15 protein-coding genes and 1 tRNA gene are annotated in these 16,332 nt (G+C 64.8%); 9 read left to right on the plus strand and 7 right to left on the minus strand.

The features are described from left to right. Positions 1–287: 287 nt before the first annotated feature. Both ACR65K_RS05160 and ACR65K_RS05165 read left to right on the plus strand, forming a co-directional pair. Positions 288–749, plus strand: coding sequence for a GatB/YqeY domain-containing protein (locus ACR65K_RS05160; RefSeq protein WP_056333858.1), 462 nt, complete (start codon positions 288–290; stop codon positions 747–749). A 490-nt stretch (positions 750–1,239) separates the two neighbouring features. After that, positions 1,240–2,520: an alpha/beta fold hydrolase gene (locus ACR65K_RS05165; protein ID WP_440151606.1), complete on the plus strand. Its 1,281-nt coding sequence runs from the start codon at positions 1,240–1,242 to the stop codon at positions 2,518–2,520. An 805-nt stretch (positions 2,521–3,325) separates the two neighbouring features. Here the strand turns inward: ACR65K_RS05165 and ACR65K_RS05170 are convergent. Further along, positions 3,326–4,360 carry an AAA family ATPase gene (locus ACR65K_RS05170; protein ID WP_440151607.1) on the minus strand — a complete coding sequence of 345 codons (1,035 nt, stop codon included), beginning with the start codon at positions 4,358–4,360 and terminating at the stop codon, positions 3,326–3,328. 190 nt (positions 4,361–4,550) lie between these two features. Then, entirely contained in the window at positions 4,551–6,890 is a 2,340-nt protein-coding gene (locus ACR65K_RS05175; RefSeq protein WP_440151608.1) for a hypothetical protein, read from the minus strand. Positions 6,891–7,205: 315 nt separating this feature from the next. Here ACR65K_RS05175 and ACR65K_RS05180 point away from each other — a divergent pair, with 315 nt between their 5' ends. After that, positions 7,206–7,934 (plus strand): PspA/IM30 family protein, encoded by a 729-nt coding sequence (locus tag ACR65K_RS05180; RefSeq protein ID WP_440151610.1) that lies wholly within the window; start codon positions 7,206–7,208, stop codon positions 7,932–7,934. Between the two features lie 118 nt (positions 7,935–8,052). Here the strand turns inward: ACR65K_RS05180 and ACR65K_RS05185 are convergent, their stop codons facing one another. The 3 genes from ACR65K_RS05185 to ACR65K_RS05195 form a co-directional block, all read right to left on the minus strand. Then, entirely contained in the window at positions 8,053–8,616 is a 564-nt protein-coding gene (locus ACR65K_RS05185; protein ID WP_440151612.1) for a hypothetical protein, read from the minus strand. Between the two features lie 195 nt (positions 8,617–8,811). Further along, the gene (locus ACR65K_RS05190; RefSeq protein WP_440151613.1) at positions 8,812–8,985 is read right to left on the minus strand and encodes a hypothetical protein; all 174 of its coding nucleotides are present in this window, start codon (positions 8,983–8,985) and stop codon (positions 8,812–8,814) included. A 143-nt stretch (positions 8,986–9,128) separates the two neighbouring features. Beyond that, positions 9,129–9,211, minus strand: a tRNA-Leu gene (locus ACR65K_RS05195). A gap of 169 nt (positions 9,212–9,380) precedes the next feature. Here ACR65K_RS05195 and ACR65K_RS05200 point away from each other — a divergent pair. After that, positions 9,381–10,685: a M20/M25/M40 family metallo-hydrolase gene (locus ACR65K_RS05200; RefSeq protein WP_440151615.1), complete on the plus strand. Its 1,305-nt coding sequence runs from the start codon at positions 9,381–9,383 to the stop codon at positions 10,683–10,685. Positions 10,686–10,697: 12 nt separating this feature from the next. After that, the gene (locus ACR65K_RS05205; RefSeq protein WP_440151616.1) at positions 10,698–11,858 is read left to right on the plus strand and encodes an acyl-CoA dehydrogenase family protein; all 1,161 of its coding nucleotides are present in this window, start codon (positions 10,698–10,700) and stop codon (positions 11,856–11,858) included. Positions 11,859–11,881: 23 nt separating this feature from the next. Here the strand turns inward: ACR65K_RS05205 and ACR65K_RS05210 are convergent, their stop codons facing one another. Next, positions 11,882–12,115: a DUF5703 family protein gene (locus ACR65K_RS05210; protein ID WP_018771130.1), complete on the minus strand. Its 234-nt coding sequence runs from the start codon at positions 12,113–12,115 to the stop codon at positions 11,882–11,884. Positions 12,116–12,155: 40 nt separating this feature from the next. On the opposite strand from ACR65K_RS05210, the gene ACR65K_RS05215 reads away from it, so the two are divergent. Next, complete coding sequence (locus tag ACR65K_RS05215; RefSeq protein WP_056333876.1) at positions 12,156–12,422, plus strand: hypothetical protein; 267 nt, start codon at positions 12,156–12,158, stop codon at positions 12,420–12,422. A gap of 25 nt (positions 12,423–12,447) precedes the next feature. Here ACR65K_RS05215 and ACR65K_RS05220 read toward each other — a convergent pair whose 3' ends face one another. Continuing rightward, on the minus strand, positions 12,448–13,380 hold the full coding sequence (locus ACR65K_RS05220) for an aldo/keto reductase (RefSeq protein ID WP_056333879.1): 933 nt from the start codon (positions 13,378–13,380) through the stop codon (positions 12,448–12,450). 51 nt (positions 13,381–13,431) lie between these two features. Between ACR65K_RS05220 and ACR65K_RS05225 the strand changes: the two genes are divergently transcribed. The 3 genes from ACR65K_RS05225 to ACR65K_RS05235 are packed head-to-tail and all read left to right on the plus strand — an operon-like array spanning position 13,432 to position 15,994. Next, positions 13,432–14,265, plus strand: coding sequence for an undecaprenyl-diphosphate phosphatase (locus tag ACR65K_RS05225; protein WP_056333882.1), 834 nt, complete (start codon positions 13,432–13,434; stop codon positions 14,263–14,265). Between the two features lie 15 nt (positions 14,266–14,280). Then, complete coding sequence (mshC, locus tag ACR65K_RS05230; RefSeq protein ID WP_056333885.1) at positions 14,281–15,558, plus strand: cysteine--1-D-myo-inosityl 2-amino-2-deoxy-alpha-D-glucopyranoside ligase; 1,278 nt, start codon at positions 14,281–14,283, stop codon at positions 15,556–15,558. Beyond that, positions 15,524–15,994, plus strand: coding sequence for a transposase (locus tag ACR65K_RS05235; RefSeq protein WP_082566762.1), 471 nt, complete (start codon positions 15,524–15,526; stop codon positions 15,992–15,994). The genes mshC and ACR65K_RS05235 overlap by 35 nt, the downstream gene beginning before the upstream one ends. Positions 15,995–16,332: the final 338 nt, after the last annotated feature.

Raw genomic sequence — 16,332 nt, forward strand, 5'->3', positions numbered from 1 at the left:
TGTCCACTCGGCGCTCCTTCCGGGCCCGGGGAACAGGCCGCTGCGGTTTTCAAACTAGCCTACGGCCGGGCATGAACCTGCCGCTGCTGGTAGACGGAACCGAAAAGGTTCAAAGCAGAAACGCCCAACCGGGCCGGCGGGAATAGGCTTATGCAGGATCGTCCCAAACGAGGGCGCGCTCGCCGTGGCCGTGGTCCGGCTCCCGCAAAAGTGCGTCCGGTGGTATTGGACTGCCGGCCGCGGCATCCCTATAGCTCCCATCTGCAACGAGAGAATGAGTCAGACCCATGTCACTGAAGGAAAAGCTGAAGGCCGATGTCATCGTCCACATGAAGGCGGGCAACAAGGTTGGCCTGACAACTGTGCGCAACGTCCTGGGCGAAATCGAGACGCGGGAAAAATCCGGCAAAACCCCGGTGGAGCTCGACGACCTACAGATCACCGCCCTCCTGCAGAAGGAAGCGGCCAAACGCCGTGACACCGCCGCCACCTATTCTTCTGCCGGCCACGACGACCGGGCCCAGGCGGAGATCACCGAAGCTGAGATCATCGAAGCCTACCTCCCTAAAGCCCTGACCCGGGCGGAAGCTGAACAGATCGTCGATGAGGTCATCGCCGCCCTGACAGCGGATGGCACGGAACTGACCATGCGCTCCATGGGCGCGGTCATGAAATCCGTTACCCCCAAAATTGGCGGCCGCTTCGACGGCAAGGCCGTCAGCGAGATTGTGAAGGCCCGTCTGGCCTGATCCTGAAGGCCGGGCTCACACGGGGACATGGGATTTGGGCCGGCGGCGATTGGGGGGGCGGCATCCGGTCTCAGAGATACCTTGGCCGCCGGCCCTGTCCCTATGTGTAAGGCCCTGCCCCAGCAGCAGGACCTTGATTTCAACGGTAAGGCCGGTTCCGAAACGGCAGCCCACGTTCGCCGCAAGTTTCGCTCAAGACTGGGCCCGGCACCTCTTGGATTCGACGTTCCCGGGCACGCATCGGAATCCCAACGGAAAGCAGGGTCAAACCCTGCGATCCGGGCCTATAGTCAAAGGGACGGCACGTGCCATTTGTGTGGGGGATTGACTGTCCTCGCCCGGAGCCGCATTACAACGAATCGAGCCCACCGTGGCCGCTACCCCCAGAACGCCCCTTCCCGGCCCCCGTCCCCTGCGCAGTGGTCGAACACACCCATCCGGCCAGAGTTCCGGAGCAGGATGGCGCATTGGCTGGGTTGTGGCCGGAACAATGGCAGCAGGCCTCTTCGCTGGAATGCTGCTGGCCGCTGCCCCTTTCATCCGGGCGCGTGAGAGTGAGGTCATGGGTGCCGTTTTGTGCGGCTTTGCGGTGGGGTGGGGCCTGTTGGCCCTTCTGTCAGTCCGTTTCACTGACCAGCCGCAGCGGTGGGCTGTGGCACCTGCACTCTTCATGGGGGTTTCCGGTTTGCTGTTGGCGTGGTTCGGCGCCCCGGTGGATATCGTGGTCAGCTGGGTGTGGCCGCCCGTCCTGCTGGCTTTGGTGATCTGGATGTTTTTCCGTTCACGCCGGCAACTGCATAGCCGGAGCAGGCGATGGGTGCTGTACCCGGTCATCGCGGTGCTGGGGCTTGCCTCGCTGGGTGGCGCCTACCAGACCCTGGGCGCCGCGGCTGATGCGGGAGCCTTCCCAATGCCCGGCCAGCTGGTGGACGTCGGCGGCTACAGCCTGCACCTCAACTGCACAGGCACGGGAAGCCCCACCGTGGTGCTCCAGCCCGGAGCCGGTGAGATGTCATCCAACCACGCCTTGCTTTCGACTGCAGTCTCCGGCCGGACACGGGTGTGTGTCTACGATCGGGCCGGCAGGGGCTGGAGCGGGCCTGCCGACACAGTCCAGGACGCCACACAGATAGCTGCGGACCTCCACACCCTGCTGCACAGCGGAAACGTTCCGGGACCCTACGTGCTGGCTGGTCATTCCTTTGGCGGTCTCTACGTGCAGACCTTCGCCGCCAACTACCCGGACGAGGTCGCCGGCATGGTACTTATCGACTCTACGGACCGCGCACCAGCACCGGTGCCCCGGCCGGTTGCAGTCCGCGGCGGATATGACCTCCTTGGCCGGGTCACGGCCTTCATCTCAATACTGGGCCGGGTTGGTGCGCTGCGTTTGTATGCCCCTTTCGAGGACGTCAACAGCCTCCCGCCACATCAACGGGGCGAAGTCCGCGCCAATATTGCTGACGCAGGCAACATGCGCAGCACTCTTGACGAGTACGTTCAAGCGAACACCTCGATGGAAGAAGCCGCATCGTTGCAGGACTTTGCGGGCAAACCGCTTGTCGTCCTGACAGCGGGCGTCGGAAATGACGCCAAGCACGAGGCTTCGCAGAACGGCCTGGCCACGCTGTCTGCCAACAGCCTTCACAAAACCATCGATTTTGCGTCCCATGAAGCGCTCGTCGCCGAACCTGACGCCGCAGCAATCACCACCCAAGCAATCCTGGACGTCGTCGGTTCGGTGCGGACGGCAGTGCCCCTGGCAAAGTGATGCCGGGGCTCGCCGGCGGCGGGCTACGGCCAGCCGCTGTATTGATTTCAGTTCGAACATTTTTGCCCCGGTAGCCGAGACCCAGGGGCCATGCTTCAGGCCCGGCGGGCGGGTAGCCCGGCCGCCCGAGTATCGCTGGCTCCAATATGATCGTGTCGACCATTGAATCGATGACTGCCCGGCTGGTTGGCGGGCTGCCTTTGCGCCTTGGCCGGGGGAGGGTCGTCAGCCGCGGACTCTCCTGATCCTCACCCTGTGTCGCCTTTGAGCCGGGGTGGGACTGGTTAGGGGTCGGGGGCGCCCCCAGGGCCTGTGAGGCCGGTAGCTGATGGGGTCGGGAGGCGCCGGCGCTGAAGCAACTCTCGACGAGCCCTTCCTGCGGCGCCGCATCTCCAGGAGAACGAGAATGGTCAGGCCGATCCATACGAAGGCGGCAACGAATATCAAAGCTACCGCCTGAACCGTGCTCATGACTCGACTGTCTGCGTAGACGTGGAACCGTTCCTGCGAAGGCTTCTCGAGCGATCACCCTCGTCGCCGATGCATCGCGCAACGGCAGCCGGCAGGTGAGGTGATGGACGGAAGATCCAGGGAGCCTGTTTCGACAGGAATCCCGCGAACGGAAGGTCAGGCGCTGGGTGATGGCCAGCAGGGGTGGACATGGCGCGTGGCTTTCCGCGATGGTTCGGCTGACTTCATAGCCCAATGAGTCAAGTTTCCGCTCGTCCGGACGGCGTGGCAATAGCATGCGGCGCCAGCTCTGCCCTCTTCCCGGGGGCACGAAAAGGAGCGTGGCGGACTGTGGTCAGACCAGCCAGCGCCACCAGCGCGGCTGCTCCGGTTCCGGCGTCGGTTCAGGTTCAGGTTCCTCACCCAGAGCCAGCGCGGCTTGGACAATGTCGTCCGCGGTGAGCGTCATGACAGCCTCGCGGTCGAGCGCATCGAGGCTTTGTTCCTCGTCGAGCGACAGTCGCAGCGCCTGGCGGTTGAGCGCCTGCTCGAACAGGGTGCGGGCGAAGCGGGCGTTGCCGGAGTCCTCGCCCGCGTGAAGCCCGGTGAGGATACGGCGGAGCATCTGGTCGGCCCCCGGCTCCAGCGTGTACTCGTGCTGCGCCAGCATCTGGTGAAAGATCGTCTGGAGTGCGTCGACCGAGTAGTCGGGGAACGTGATCTCTCGGGCGAACCGAGAGCGCAGGCCGGGGTTGGAGAGCAGGAAGGCCTCCATCAACCGGGGGTACCCGGCTACGATCACGACCAGGCGGTGGCGGTGGTCCTCCATCCGTTTGAGCAGGACCTCGATCGCCTCGGGACCGAAGTCCATCCGGCCGTCCTCGGGGGCCAGCGCGTAGGCCTCGTCAATGAACAGGACGCCGTCCAGCGCTCGCCGGATTACCCGGTCCGTCTTGATGGCGGTCGCGCCTACGTACTGTCCCACCAGACCCGAGCGGTCGACCTCAACCAGGTGGCCTTTCTGCAACAGTCCCACCGCGCGGTACATCTCGGCCAGGAGCCGCGCCACGGTGGTCTTGCCCGTGCCCGGGTTCCCGAGGAACACCAGGTGCTGTGAGGTGGCCACCTCCGGCAGGCCATGCGCCTTTCGGCGGGCCTGGACCTGGAGCAGTGCGACGAGGGCCCGCACCTGTTCCTTCACGGTCTCCAGGCCCACCAGCGCGTCGAGCTCGGCCTGCACCTCGGACAGCGGCCTGGCCGGCCCCGGCCTTGCCCCGATGAGATCACCGACCAGGTCGTCGACGCGTTCTGAACCAGGCAGCTTGAGTTGATCGGCCAGATGGCCGATGGTTTCGCGGAGGTCATCGAGCGGACGGCGGCTGGGAGCCATGCATCCACTGTAGTACTCGATTCCCGGCCGGAGTGGGGTTGGCCTCAGCGGTATTAGGACGAGTTTTTTGTCGCAGTATTCATGCGGTAGACGGCTCAACGGCTACTCCAAGCCCTGCATCCCAAGGTGACAGCAAAAAACCCTCCCCGTGGAGGCGGGGAGGGTTTCTTGGTACAGCCGCTCCGGAGGGCTAGAAGCTGCCGTACTCGATCCTGGCCTGGCCGCCGGTGGGAACGGTGATCCGTCCGCCCTGGAAATCCTGGCCGGTCCCGCCGTCGGCCGTGACGTAGTTGTCGGTCGTCGGATAGCCGAGCCTGCCGAACTCGAAGCCGGTGGCCGCCCAGGCGTCGCGGGTCTTGCCGGTTGAGAGCCGAACGCCGGTGGCCGGACTGGAAATCAGCGCCCCCCTCTCGAAGTTCACGTACGAGCCGCCGTCCTTCAGCCCGGTCACCTTGTTGGTCGCGGGAAACCCCAGGGCCGCCAGGCCGCCGATGGCGTCGAATTTGGAGCTGTAGTCCGAGGACATCGAGTACGCGCCCAGCTGTGGGGACCAAAAGATGGTCCCGCCCTGGTAGTTCTGCCTGACGCCGCCGCCGACAGGAATCTCATCGCTGGTGGGGTAGCCGAGGTAGCCGTTTTCGAATCCTGCCTGTGCCCATGCACCCCGGGTGCCGCCGGTGGAGACATGGGCTCCGCTGGCAGGGGACCACAGTATGGAGCCCCGCTGAAAGTTCTGGTACAGGCCGCCGTCCTTGATGGCCACTTCCGGGCTGACGGCCGCGCCGAGGGAGCGGCCCATCTCTTCGTGTTTGGTCAATATGTCCCCGGTGACGGCGTAGGTCCCGACATTCGGCACGTGGTAGATGACGCCGCCCTGGTAGTTCTGGGCAACGCCGCCGGAGATGGCGTACTCATCCGTGGTGGGGTAGCCGAGTGAGCCGTGCTCAAAGCCCTGGCCGGCCCAGACGTTACGGATGGAACCGATGGACAGGATTGGGCCGGTGCCAGGTGTCAGCAGGATGGCGCCGCCCTGGTAGCTCTGGAACGCGCCGCCGTCCTTGAGTCCGGTCACGACGTCACTGACCGGGTAGCCAAGGATGCCGGACTCGAAACCGGTGGAGGCCCACTTGTCGCGGATGGGACCGTTGCTGCTGATGAAGGCGCCTGTGGCAGGGGACCACATAATGGCGCCGCCTTCGAAGCCCTGCCAGGATCCGCCGCCCTTGATCCCCCCGTTTTGGCCGGTGACGGGGAAGCCCAGCACGCCATTCTCGGCCCCTTGTTCCCGCCACTTGCTGTTGATCACGCCGGCGACGGCGAACGCGCCGGTCTTCGGCGAGTAGAAGATCGCTCCCCCTTGGTAGGCCTGGTAGAGCCCGCCGTCCTTCAGTCCGCTGATTTCGTCGCTCACGGGGTAGCCCAGGAAGCCGTTCTCGAATCCGGTAGCCGACCAGCGGTCACGGATGGCGCCAACGGAAATGTGCACTCCGCCTGCGGGCGACCACAGGATCGCTCCGCCTTCGTACAGTTGATACACCCCGCCACCTTTGAGGCCAGCCACCTCATCGGTGACGGGGTAGCCGAGGCGGCCGTTCTCAAATCCGTACTCACCCCACTTGCTGCGGGTGGCACCTACGGAGAGCTTCGGGCCCGTGGCGGGAGACCAGACAATGGCTCCGCCCTGGAAGTTCTGGAAGGCGCCGCCGTTCCTCAAACCGCCGGTCTCATTGGAAGCCGGGCTGCCCAGGCCGCCGGCGGGCCCGTCGGTCTGGGAGTACTTCCCGGTGATGGATCCGAAGGGGTTGGATGAGTACGGGGTGAAGACGTCATCGACAGCTCCCATGATGATCCGGTCTCCGGGCCGGTTGCTTCGCAGGAACCGGTTGACCACATCCAGGCTCGTGGAGAGGCAGCCGGCGGAGGTGGTCCTCCCGGCGTGCAGGAAGATCGCATAGGAGGCGCCCTGCACAGTGTTCATGTCGGGCTGGCGGTTGTAGTTGATCACCGCCGCCTGCTCGTAGTAGCCCTGGTTCATGTAGGTGTAGAGGTTCTCGTCAGAGGGCCCGCCGCGGCCCTCGAAGTACTGGTTGTAGGTGGGGCCATATTCCCCGCCCCATCGGGAGTCCGCATTGACCGTGTGGTACGCCAAAGCTGTCCCGGGGTTGGCCCGGCCAAGGGCCTCCGTGACACTGTATGAGCCGGTGGGGGACTTGAAGGTGTCCTCCCAAGTCAATCCCGGCGGGGCGAAGCCCTTGAGGCCGGAGTAGCCCCAGTCCTGCCATTCCTGCATGTAGCTGTTGCCGGACCGGACGCAGCCGGTGATGGTGACAACGTTGGATTCACGGCTTGTGGCGGTGGCGAACGTGACGCGGTTGGCGCCGAAGCTGTTGTATTTGACCTGACCCGCGGACAGCCGCTGGCAGGGGTTGTTCACCTGGGATGCTGCCTGGGCGCTGCCGGCTCCAAGGAAGGCACTGCCGGCGACGGCGATCACCGCCATCGCCAGAGATAGCGGTTTGGTTTTGTGCACAGTTCCTTCTTCCTGTCGGCGCAGCCGGGCGCCATCCTCATGAGCGGTGAAGCGCAGAAGGCCGTAAACCTCGATTGACGTGGGCAAACACGCGTTCTGGCGCGGCTGCACCTAGGCTACCCCTCCTGCTGACCTGCTCACGCCACCATGTGCACGGCGGGGGACGAGGACCTACGACATCATCGTCATCACTGAAACCATCAGCCGAGCGTCCCTGGAAATCAGCGGCGATCCCTTCAACCCGCTCCGAGGTGCTGGCATCCGTCGATGCCGTACACATAAAATGCGAAATCCATCACCAATAGAAAGATCCCCGTGAAGCAAAGTATTTTCGCCCGCGTCGCCCAGCTGGCCAAGGCCAACCTGAACGCCCTTCTGGACTCCGCGGAAGACCCGCAGAAGATGCTGGACCAGATGGTCCGGGACTACTCGGAGAACATCCGTGAAGCCGAGTCCGCGGTGGCGCAGACCATCGGCAACCTCCGGATGGCCGAGGAAGACCACGCCCGCGCCGTCAACGAGGCCAACACCTGGGGCAGTAAGGCGATCGCTGCCTCCCGCAAGGCCGACGAGTTCCGGGCCGCCGGGAACGCCGTGGACGCTGACAAGTTCGATGCCCTGGCCAAGGTCGCCATCGGCCGGCAGATGACCGCTGAATCCACTGCCAAAGCGCAGGAACCAAATCTTGCCGCGCAGAACCAGGTCGTCGACAAGCTCAAGAACGGTCTGGGCGAGATGCGGGGCAAGCTCGGGGAGCTGACCGCCAAGCGGAACGAACTGGTCAACCGTTCCCGGGTCGCCGCAGCCCAGTCCCAGGTCCACGATGCGCTCAAGGCCCTTGACGCCGGAGACCCGACGTCGGCGATCGGCCGGTACGAGGAGAACATCCGCCGGCAGGAAGCCACTGTCCGCGGCCAGCAGGAACTAGCCGCTTCGTCCCTGGAGGCCCGGTTCGCGTCCCTGGAAGACCTCGGGGAGCAGACCGAAGTGGAAGCCCGCCTCGCCGCCCTCAAGTCCATCGACCGGAAAGCCATCGACTACTAAGGGGCGGCTTATACATGGGTCCTGGATCCCTCGCCGGACAGCATAATTTATGGGAGACAACGGGGACGCCGCCCTTTCAACTTCGTGGAGAAGCGGCGCCGACCACGGGGTGAGGGCTTTAACCGGTCACACGTACTCCGGCGACTGCCCCGGTCCGGGGCCTATCGCCCGGGCTTGGCAGGGAGAGGTGCGCGGAAACGTAGCCTTGCTGAAGCATGATGACTTGGGATGTGGTTCCTGGACAGTCAGCTGTGAGCTCGACGGGCCAGAGGGTGACCGTGGGATGCTCCTGCCGGATAAAGATGGTGGCGCTGGCGGCACCGACGCAGGCAGCAGTGACCGTGTACTGGCCCGCAACTGGCACCTGTTCCCTGCCCCCAAAGCCTCTGGCCGGGCCATCCATTGGACCCTCCTGGAAGAGGAGGACCGGCCCGGGCACGGCTTTCAGGAGTGCGTCCAGGTCCTGGTAGTTTCTTGCTTCGCGCTGAAGGACCAGAGGATCAGCGGGTCCTGTGGCTGATTCCGTGACCAGTGACGGGTCAGTTGTCGCAGGGCGGCCGCGTTCGGCTGTCGGCGTGCTCGCCGGATCCGGGTAGTCATAGGCGCACCCCGTCGTGGCGGCTATCGGCACCAGAAGGCACAGCGTAACGGCCAGGCGGGCGCCGAGGCCTTTCTTGTCCATGCTTCCCATGGTCGCCACGCCCGCGATTCAAAGCAACAGCCGTGGCGGTCGCCCAAGCTGGCCATGTGATGGCTTCTCCCACCACCCGGGCCAGCACCTGGAACCTTGACTCCGGGTCTTGCTCGCTGCGTGGTTTGGTGATTGCGGGCGCTCTCCCGGACGGTCCGCGTCAGCTCCGCGACATCCGGCACCCACCTAAATTTGGGTAACCCTCTCATTGGAGTTGAGGTTCTCCATGGTCTGGGTAGCGCTCCTGGGGTCGGCCGGCCGGCTCCGGGCCTTGACCAAGGCAATCAGTAAGGTCAGGATGGTGCCCATCCAGGCAATCGCGGCCAGGAGCACCAGTCCGATCGCCACTAAGGGGTTCATGCCGAAAGCCTAGGACTTAAAAGGCGGGAATCCGGGACGCAACTCCGCACCGTCCCATACATGCATGGTTGGAACCAGGCCTCGCATGGCTCGTGATACAGGAAAGCCCCGGAAAATCACAGATTTTCCGGGGCTTCCGTTTGTGCGCGGAGGGGGACTTGAACCCCCACCCCCTTTCGAGGACTAGCACCTCAAGCTAGCGCGTCTGCCATTCCGCCACCCGCGCAGGTGGTAATCCGGGAAGCCGTCCCGCCTTTCAGCGTTTCGCGCCTCTCCGAAGCAGCGAGAAAAACTCTAACATGACTTTCCGGGAACAACGAATCGAGGCGAGTAGGTAGGCTGAGGACAGCGATTCAGCTCGTGCCAAGCAGTCATTCCCTACCAAGGAGCCTCCAATGCCTGACGTCCTGCCCGAGGATGAAGTTGTCCGGATCTGCCAGGAACTCATCCGGATCGACACCTCCAACTACGGCGACGGGTCAGGGCCGGGGGAGCGTGCCGCGGCAGAGTATGCCGCAGGACTCATTGAGGAAGTGGGCCTGGAAGCGGAGATTTTCGAATCCGCCCCCGGCAGGGCCAACGTTGTCACCAGGATGGCAGGGGAGGACCCCTCTGCCAGTGCCCTGGTGGTCCACGGCCACCTTGACGTCGTTCCCGCGCTTCGCGACCAGTGGTCTGTGGACCCGTTCGGTGCGGAACTGAAGGATGGCCTCATCTGGGGCCGCGGCGCCGTCGACATGAAGGACATGGACGCCATGATCCTTTCAGTCCTGCGGAACTTCGCCCGGGAAGGCAGGAAGCCCAAGCGGGACATTATCTTTGCGTTCTTCGCTGACGAGGAAGCCGGCGGCGTCTACGGCGCGCGCTATGCCGTGGACAACCGCCCGGAACTTTTCGAAGGCGCCACCGAGGCCATCTCCGAGGTGGGCGGATTCTCCGCAACTATTGGCGGGCAGCGGACCTACCTGCTGCAGACGGCGGAGAAGGGCATTTCCTGGCTCCGGCTCGTTGCACACGGGCGGGCAGGCCACGGCTCGCAGATCAACACGGACAACGCCGTGACCCGCCTGGCAGCCGCCGTAACGCGCATCGGTGAATACAAGTGGCCCATCGAGCTCACGCCCACCACCCGCCAGTTCCTTGACGGAGTGACAGAACTCACGGGCGTCGAGTTCGACGCCGACAATCCTGATCTCCTGCTCAACCAGCTTGGCACCGTGGCCCGGTTCGTCGGGGCCACCTTGCAGAACACCACGAACCCGACGCTCCTCAAGGGCGGCTACAAGCACAATGTCATCCCCGAGTCTGCCGAGGCCCTGGTTGATTGCCGCACCCTGCCCGGCCAGGAACAGCAGGTCCTCGAAATCGTGCGCGAACTCGCCGGCAACGGAGTGGACGTCAGCTATGTCCACAACGACGTCTCCCTCGAGGTCCCGTTCGCAGGCAACCTGGTGGACTCTATGATCGATGCCCTGCACAAAGAGGACCCCGGCGCAAAAGTGCTGCCCTACACGCTGTCCGGCGGTACGGACAACAAGTCGCTCAGCCGGCTGGGCATCACCGGCTACGGCTTCGCACCCCTCATGCTCCCGGACGAGCTGGACTTCACCGGCATGTTCCACGGCGTGGACGAGCGTGTGCCCGCGGACTCCCTCAAGTTCGGCGCCCGGGTGCTGAACACGCTGCTCACCAACTACTAAGAGGGATCTACCGTGACTCCAGAGGACCTGCTGCCGGATGAGCTCTTGGAGCGCATCCGGGGCCGCGCCGCAGGGTACGATCAGGACAACGCCTTTTTCCACGAGGACCTGCGGGAGCTTGCGGCGGCAGGGTACCTGAAGCTTTTCGTGCCAGCGTCCGACGGCGGCCCGGGCCTTGGGCTCGAAGCGGCGGCGCAGTGCCAGCGCAGGCTGGCAACGGCCGCCCCGGCCACCGCGCTGGCCGTCAACATGCACCTGGTGTGGACCGGCGTCGCGCACGTCCTCGCAGCCCGCGGCGACCACTCCCTGGCCTTCGTCCTCAAGGAAGCCGCCCAGGGCGAACTCTTCGCGTTTGGCAACTCGGAGGCGGGCAACGACTCAGTCCTCTTTGACTCACGGACGGTGGCCACGCCGGATCCGGATGGCAGCTACTCGTTCACCGGGACCAAGATCTTCACCAGCCTCTCGCCGGCCTGGACCCGGTTGGGAATTTTCGGGAAGGATGCTGCTGCGCGTGACGGGGCCGGGGAGCTCGTCCACGGGTTCATCAGCCGTGAAACGCCCGGCTACCGGATCCTGGACGACTGGGACACCCTGGGCATGCGGGCCAGCCAGTCCGCCACTACGGTCCTTGACGGCGTGACAGTCCCGCCGGACCGGATCTTCCGGAAGCTGCCTGTCGGCCCCAACGCCGACCCGCTGATCTTCGCGATCTTCGCGTGCTTCGAAAGCCTCCTGGCCGCCGTCTACACCGGGCTGGGTGAACGCGCACTGGCCGTGGGCGTGGAGGCGGTCAAGCGCCGCACCTCGTTCAAGAACGGTGGACGCAGCTACGCACAGGCCCCGGACATCCGCTGGAAAGTGGCGGACGCTGCCATGGCCATGGACACCCTGTACCCGCAGCTCCGGTCAGTCACGGCCGACGTCGACGCCCTGGCCGACCACGGGGCCCAATGGTTCCCCAAACTGGTGGGGCTGAAAGTGAATGCCACCGAAACGGCGCGGCGCGTGGTGGACCTCGCCATCCGCGTCAGCGGGGGATCGAGCTACTTCAGGGGCTCCGAGCTGGAGCGGCTCTACCGGGACGTGCTCGCGGGAATGTTCCACCCCTCCGACGACGAATCCGCACACAACACCGTGGCCAACGCCTGGCTGGGCCCGCTGGAAAATTAGAGGGTCCGCTGGACTGTCATTCCCTAGACGGTCCGCTGGACCTGCATCACCCGGCGCCGGAGCCAAAAGCGCCTGCCGCCGCCCACGTAGAGCTTGCTGCGTTCCAATTCCCACTTGCCGTATTCGGAGTGTTCCACCAGGCGCCGGCGTGCCTCCGGCAGGGAGTCATCAGGGCTGACGGTCAGTACGAGGTACTCGTACTGCCGCAAATAATCCCGCTCCCGCTGGACCGAGCTGGTGAGAAATTGTTCCTTCATTTGCTCTCCATTTTCGTCCTTTTCCGGCTAACGTGAAGTCATGAGCATCGATCCGCGTGTCGCGCTTTCGTCCCTGACCACCGCTTTGGAAGAACACCTTATAGCAGCATCGAACCGCCGCGGGGACGGTGACCCCTCAGTGGAGTCAGCTTTCTTCGCCGTTGCCGATGCCTTCGAAGTTTACGAGGACGCGCTCTACGAGGCCTACAACGAGGTCACTCCGTTGCAGGTCTTTGACGACGAGGACGAAGAGGACGAAGAAGCCGACGTGGATGAGGACGAGGACCTGGAAATCGTCGAGGAATAGCAGCCCCGGTCGAATGCGGCCGGCTCTAAAAGGCGGAAACATCCTCCAGGGCGCGCGCAATCTGCGGCGGCAGCGGCGCGGGCTGGACGTCGAGGATCTCCTTCAACTGCACAGGTGTGCGGGCGCCCACAATGGCGGTGGCAACTCCCTGCTGTGACAGCAGCCATGACAGCGAGACATCCTGCGGGCTCCGGCCCAGGCCGTTGGCCGCCATGCACACGGCATCAACGATGCGCGATGGCTTCTCCTCCAGGTAAGGCTCCACATAGGCCGCTTCGCTGGCCGACGCCGCGCGTGATCCTCCGGGAATGCCGCCCCGGTATTTCCCGGTAAGGACACCCCTGCCCAGCGGAGCCCAGGCCATCAGGCCCATCCCGGCGTCCTCGGCTGCCGGGATCAGTTCCGCCTCTGCAGTCCGCTCAAGGAAGGAATATTCGGCCTGGACAGCCACCAACGGCACACTGCTGGTGGCCGCGGCCTTCGCCGCCTGCCAGCCCTTGAAGTTCGAAATTCCGGCGTACCGCGCCCGCCCGGTCCGTACCGCGAATTCCAGCGCAGCCAGCGTTTCATCGAGGGGAACATTGCCATCCCACGCCTCGGCAAACCAGAGGTCTACATAGTCGGTGCCCAACCTGGCCAGGCTCGCGTCAAGTCCGGTGAGCATTGCGTTGCGTGACGTGTCCACCGCACGGCGCCCGTCCGGCGTCGTCATCCCCGCTTTGGTGGAGATGGAAATCTCAGTCCGGGACACAACATCACCCAGGAGCGAGCCAAGGATCGCCTCCGAGCCCCCGCCCGCGTAGGACGCCGAGGTGTCCACGTGCCGGCCGCCGGCGTCAAGGAAAGTACGCAGCAGCTCGGACGCGTCCTGTTCATCAGTTTCCCCGCCCCAGGACCGGGTGCCCAGGGAGAGGGCAGAGACTCGCAATCCACTGTTCCCCACGTAACGCTGCTGCATAGCAGCAAGCTTACGGGCAGATGCCCTCCTGCCATGCCGTAGGGTCTTAGCGTGAACTGGTTTGAAGCGGCCCTGCTGGGCCTAGTGCAGGGACTGACCGAATTTCTACCTATTTCATCGAGCGCACACCTGCGGATCGTGGGGGAGTTCCTCCCCAACGCGGAGGACCCGGGCGCGGCGTTTACGGCCATCACCCAGCTCGGCACTGAGACCGCCGTCCTGATCTTTTTCTGGCGCGACATCGTGCGCATCGTCAAAGCCTGGGCAGGTTCCCTCAGGGGCAGGGTGCCGCGGCACGATCCCGATGCCCGCATGGGCTGGCTGGTGATCCTGGGCAGCCTTCCCATCATCGTGCTGGGCCTGCTTTTCCAGGACCAAATCGAATCCGTGCTCCGCAGCATGTGGATCGTGGCCACCATGCTGATCGTCTTCGGACTCTTCCTCGCTGTGGCCGACGCCGTGGGCACCCAGAAACGGGACCTTACCCACCTGACCTACAAGCACGGCATCCTCTACGGGCTGGCGCAGGCCCTGGCCCTGATTCCCGGCGTCTCCCGTTCCGGGGGCACCATCACCGCCGGCCTGCTGATGGGGTACACCCGTGAAGCTGCGGCGCGGTACTCATTCCTGCTCGCCATCCCCGCGGTCTTCGGCAGCGGGCTCTACCAGCTGTACAAGGTGGTGACCAAGGAGGGCATCTCCGGTCCGTTTGGCCTGCCGGAAACCGCCCTCGCCACCGTCATCGCACTGGTAGTGGGCTACGTCATCATTGGCTGGTTCCTGAAGTTCGTGTCCACCCGCAGCTACCGGCTTTTTGTCTGGTACCGGATCTTCCTGGGACTGGCCCTGTACCTCCTGCTCGGTTTCGGGGTCATCAGCGCCTAGGACTAGGCTTGGCTTGTGAAATCCTGGACTTCCCGCCCCGTTCCTGCCCTGCCCGGAAACATGCCCGCCCTGCAGCTGTTCGATACTGCGGCAGGCCGCGAAGTGGCGCTGGAACGGGAAGCCAGGCCATCCATGTACGTCTGCGGCATCACGCCATACGATGCAACCCATATGGGCCACGCCGCCAGTTATGTGGCCTTTGACCTGTTGAACCGCGCGTGGCGCGACGCCGGCGGCGACGTCTCCTACGTCCAGAACGTGACGGATGTGGATGACCCCCTGCTGGAACGCGCCACCGCCACCGGCGTCGACTGGCGGGACCTCGCCGCCGAACAGGTGCAGCTCTTCCAGACAGACATGGAGGCCCTGAATGTGCTGGCGCCGGACCACTATGTGGGCGCGGTCGAATCCATCGGCCTGATTGTGCCCGAGGTGGAAAGGCTGGTCAGCCTGGGCCTCGCGTATCGGGTCGCCGGCACCAACGGGGAACCCGACGGAGATGTCTATTACGACGTCGAAGCGGCCGGCAAGCAGTCAACGGCACCGGACGCCTGGGCCCTGGGATGCATTTCCCACCTTGGTGAAAGCGAAATGCTGGAGCTTTTCGCCGAGCGTGGCGGGGACCCCGGCCGTGCCGGGAAGCGGCAGGCCCTTGATCCGCTGCTGTGGCGAGTGGAACGGCAGGGCGAGCCGAGCTGGCCCGGTGGCAGCCTGGGCGCAGGCAGGCCCGGCTGGCATATCGAGTGCACCGTCATTGCCCAGAAGTACCTGCCGTCGCCCTTCACGGTGCAGGGTGGCGGTTCGGACCTGATCTTCCCGCACCACGAGATGGGGGCCGGCCATGCCTACTCCCTGGCGGAGGTGCCGCTTGCCCGGCACTACGCGCATGCGGGGATGGTAGGGCTCGACGGGGAGAAGATGAGCAAATCCAAGGGCAACCTGGTGCTGGTCTCCAAGCTTCGCGCCGCCGGTGAAGACCCGGCAGCCATCCGCCTCGCAATCCTTGCCCACCACTACCGGTCCGACTGGTCGTGGACGGACGAAGGCTTCACTGCTGCCAAGGCGGACCTGGCAGCCTGGCGGAAGGCGCTCGACCACGCTCCGGAAGGTTCGGGCCAGGCCCTGCTGGCCGAAATGCGTGAGGCACTGGCGGCGGACCTCAACGCGCCGGCAGCGGTTGGCGCTGTCTCGCGCTGGGCACGGTCCGCGAACGACGGCGGTGCTGCTGCCAGCCCCGCAGACCGCGCCCTGGTTAAGGATGCGGTGGACGCCCTCCTGGGCATCCGGCTCTAAGGCATCGGGCTCCAGGGCTTCGACGCCCCCGGGAGGAAGCAGTTCGGTTGGCGCGCCGCGTTCTGGAAGTGACCACTCAGCTGGCTGTGAACCAGAAGCGCATGACAGATTTGATCCAGCAAAGCCCCGCTGCACCGTTGTTGGAGATGGTGGGCGCCGGGGCTGTCACGGTCGCTACTGCGTGACAGTCTGGTCGCGTCCGGGAAGGGTTCGCAGTGAAGCTGCCTTCGCCTCCCTGGCCGGGGTGAGTCCCTTGCCAGCTTCGAGCGGTAACACTGTCCGGCACAGGCTCAACCGGGGCGGTGATAGGCGCCTCAATCGGGCCTTGCACACCATCACGATGACACGGATGGTCCACGATCCCGGAACAGGGACTACGTCACCAAACGCACTCAAGAAGGCCGCAGCTACCCGCGAGGTCCGGAGGTCCCTCTAGCGTTACATCGCCCGAACCCTCTACCGCCAACTCAACACCCTGTACGCCACCGCGGAACCGGCCCCATCCCACACTGCCGGGGCAGCCCGTTGCCTGGAACAGGAGCACACCTAGCGCATCACCTAGGATTCTCGGCCCCGTGCGAGGGAGTCCTCCGAACTTCCAGGCATTGCTAAGCCAGTGCAACGCGCCAGTATACGAAAGCTAGGCACGGTTCTCTGGAACGATGAGGGGCCCTTCCGCAGGTTTGTCCAAGGTTTTGATCAGGATCGTTGCCGCTTGGAGTTGGGTGGGTTTAGCGTCGGGGCATCACTCGTTGGGGGGTCGGGCTTTCGGGA

It is taken from the genome of Arthrobacter sp. SAFR-179 (assembly GCF_059414945.1).

Excerpts from the sequence above, each read along its gene's own strand:
- ACR65K_RS05160 (WP_056333858.1), top strand. The coding sequence starts at position 288 with ATGTCACTGAAGGAAAAGCTGAAGGCCGATGTCATCGTCCACATGAAG.
- ACR65K_RS05165 (WP_440151606.1), top strand. The coding sequence starts at position 1,240 with ATGGCAGCAGGCCTCTTCGCTGGAATGCTGCTGGCCGCTGCCCCTTTC.
- ACR65K_RS05170 (WP_440151607.1), bottom strand. The coding sequence starts at position 4,360 with ATGGCTCCCAGCCGCCGTCCGCTCGATGACCTCCGCGAAACCATCGGC.
- ACR65K_RS05185 (WP_440151612.1), bottom strand. The coding sequence starts at position 8,616 with ATGGACAAGAAAGGCCTCGGCGCCCGCCTGGCCGTTACGCTGTGCCTT.
- ACR65K_RS05190 (WP_440151613.1), bottom strand. The coding sequence starts at position 8,985 with ATGAACCCCTTAGTGGCGATCGGACTGGTGCTCCTGGCCGCGATTGCC.
- ACR65K_RS05200 (WP_440151615.1), top strand. The coding sequence starts at position 9,381 with ATGCCTGACGTCCTGCCCGAGGATGAAGTTGTCCGGATCTGCCAGGAA.
- ACR65K_RS05210 (WP_018771130.1), bottom strand. The coding sequence starts at position 12,115 with ATGAAGGAACAATTTCTCACCAGCTCGGTCCAGCGGGAGCGGGATTAT.
- ACR65K_RS05215 (WP_056333876.1), top strand. The coding sequence starts at position 12,156 with ATGAGCATCGATCCGCGTGTCGCGCTTTCGTCCCTGACCACCGCTTTG.
- ACR65K_RS05220 (WP_056333879.1), bottom strand. The coding sequence starts at position 13,380 with ATGCAGCAGCGTTACGTGGGGAACAGTGGATTGCGAGTCTCTGCCCTC.
- ACR65K_RS05235 (WP_082566762.1), top strand. The coding sequence starts at position 15,524 with ATGCGGTGGACGCCCTCCTGGGCATCCGGCTCTAAGGCATCGGGCTCC.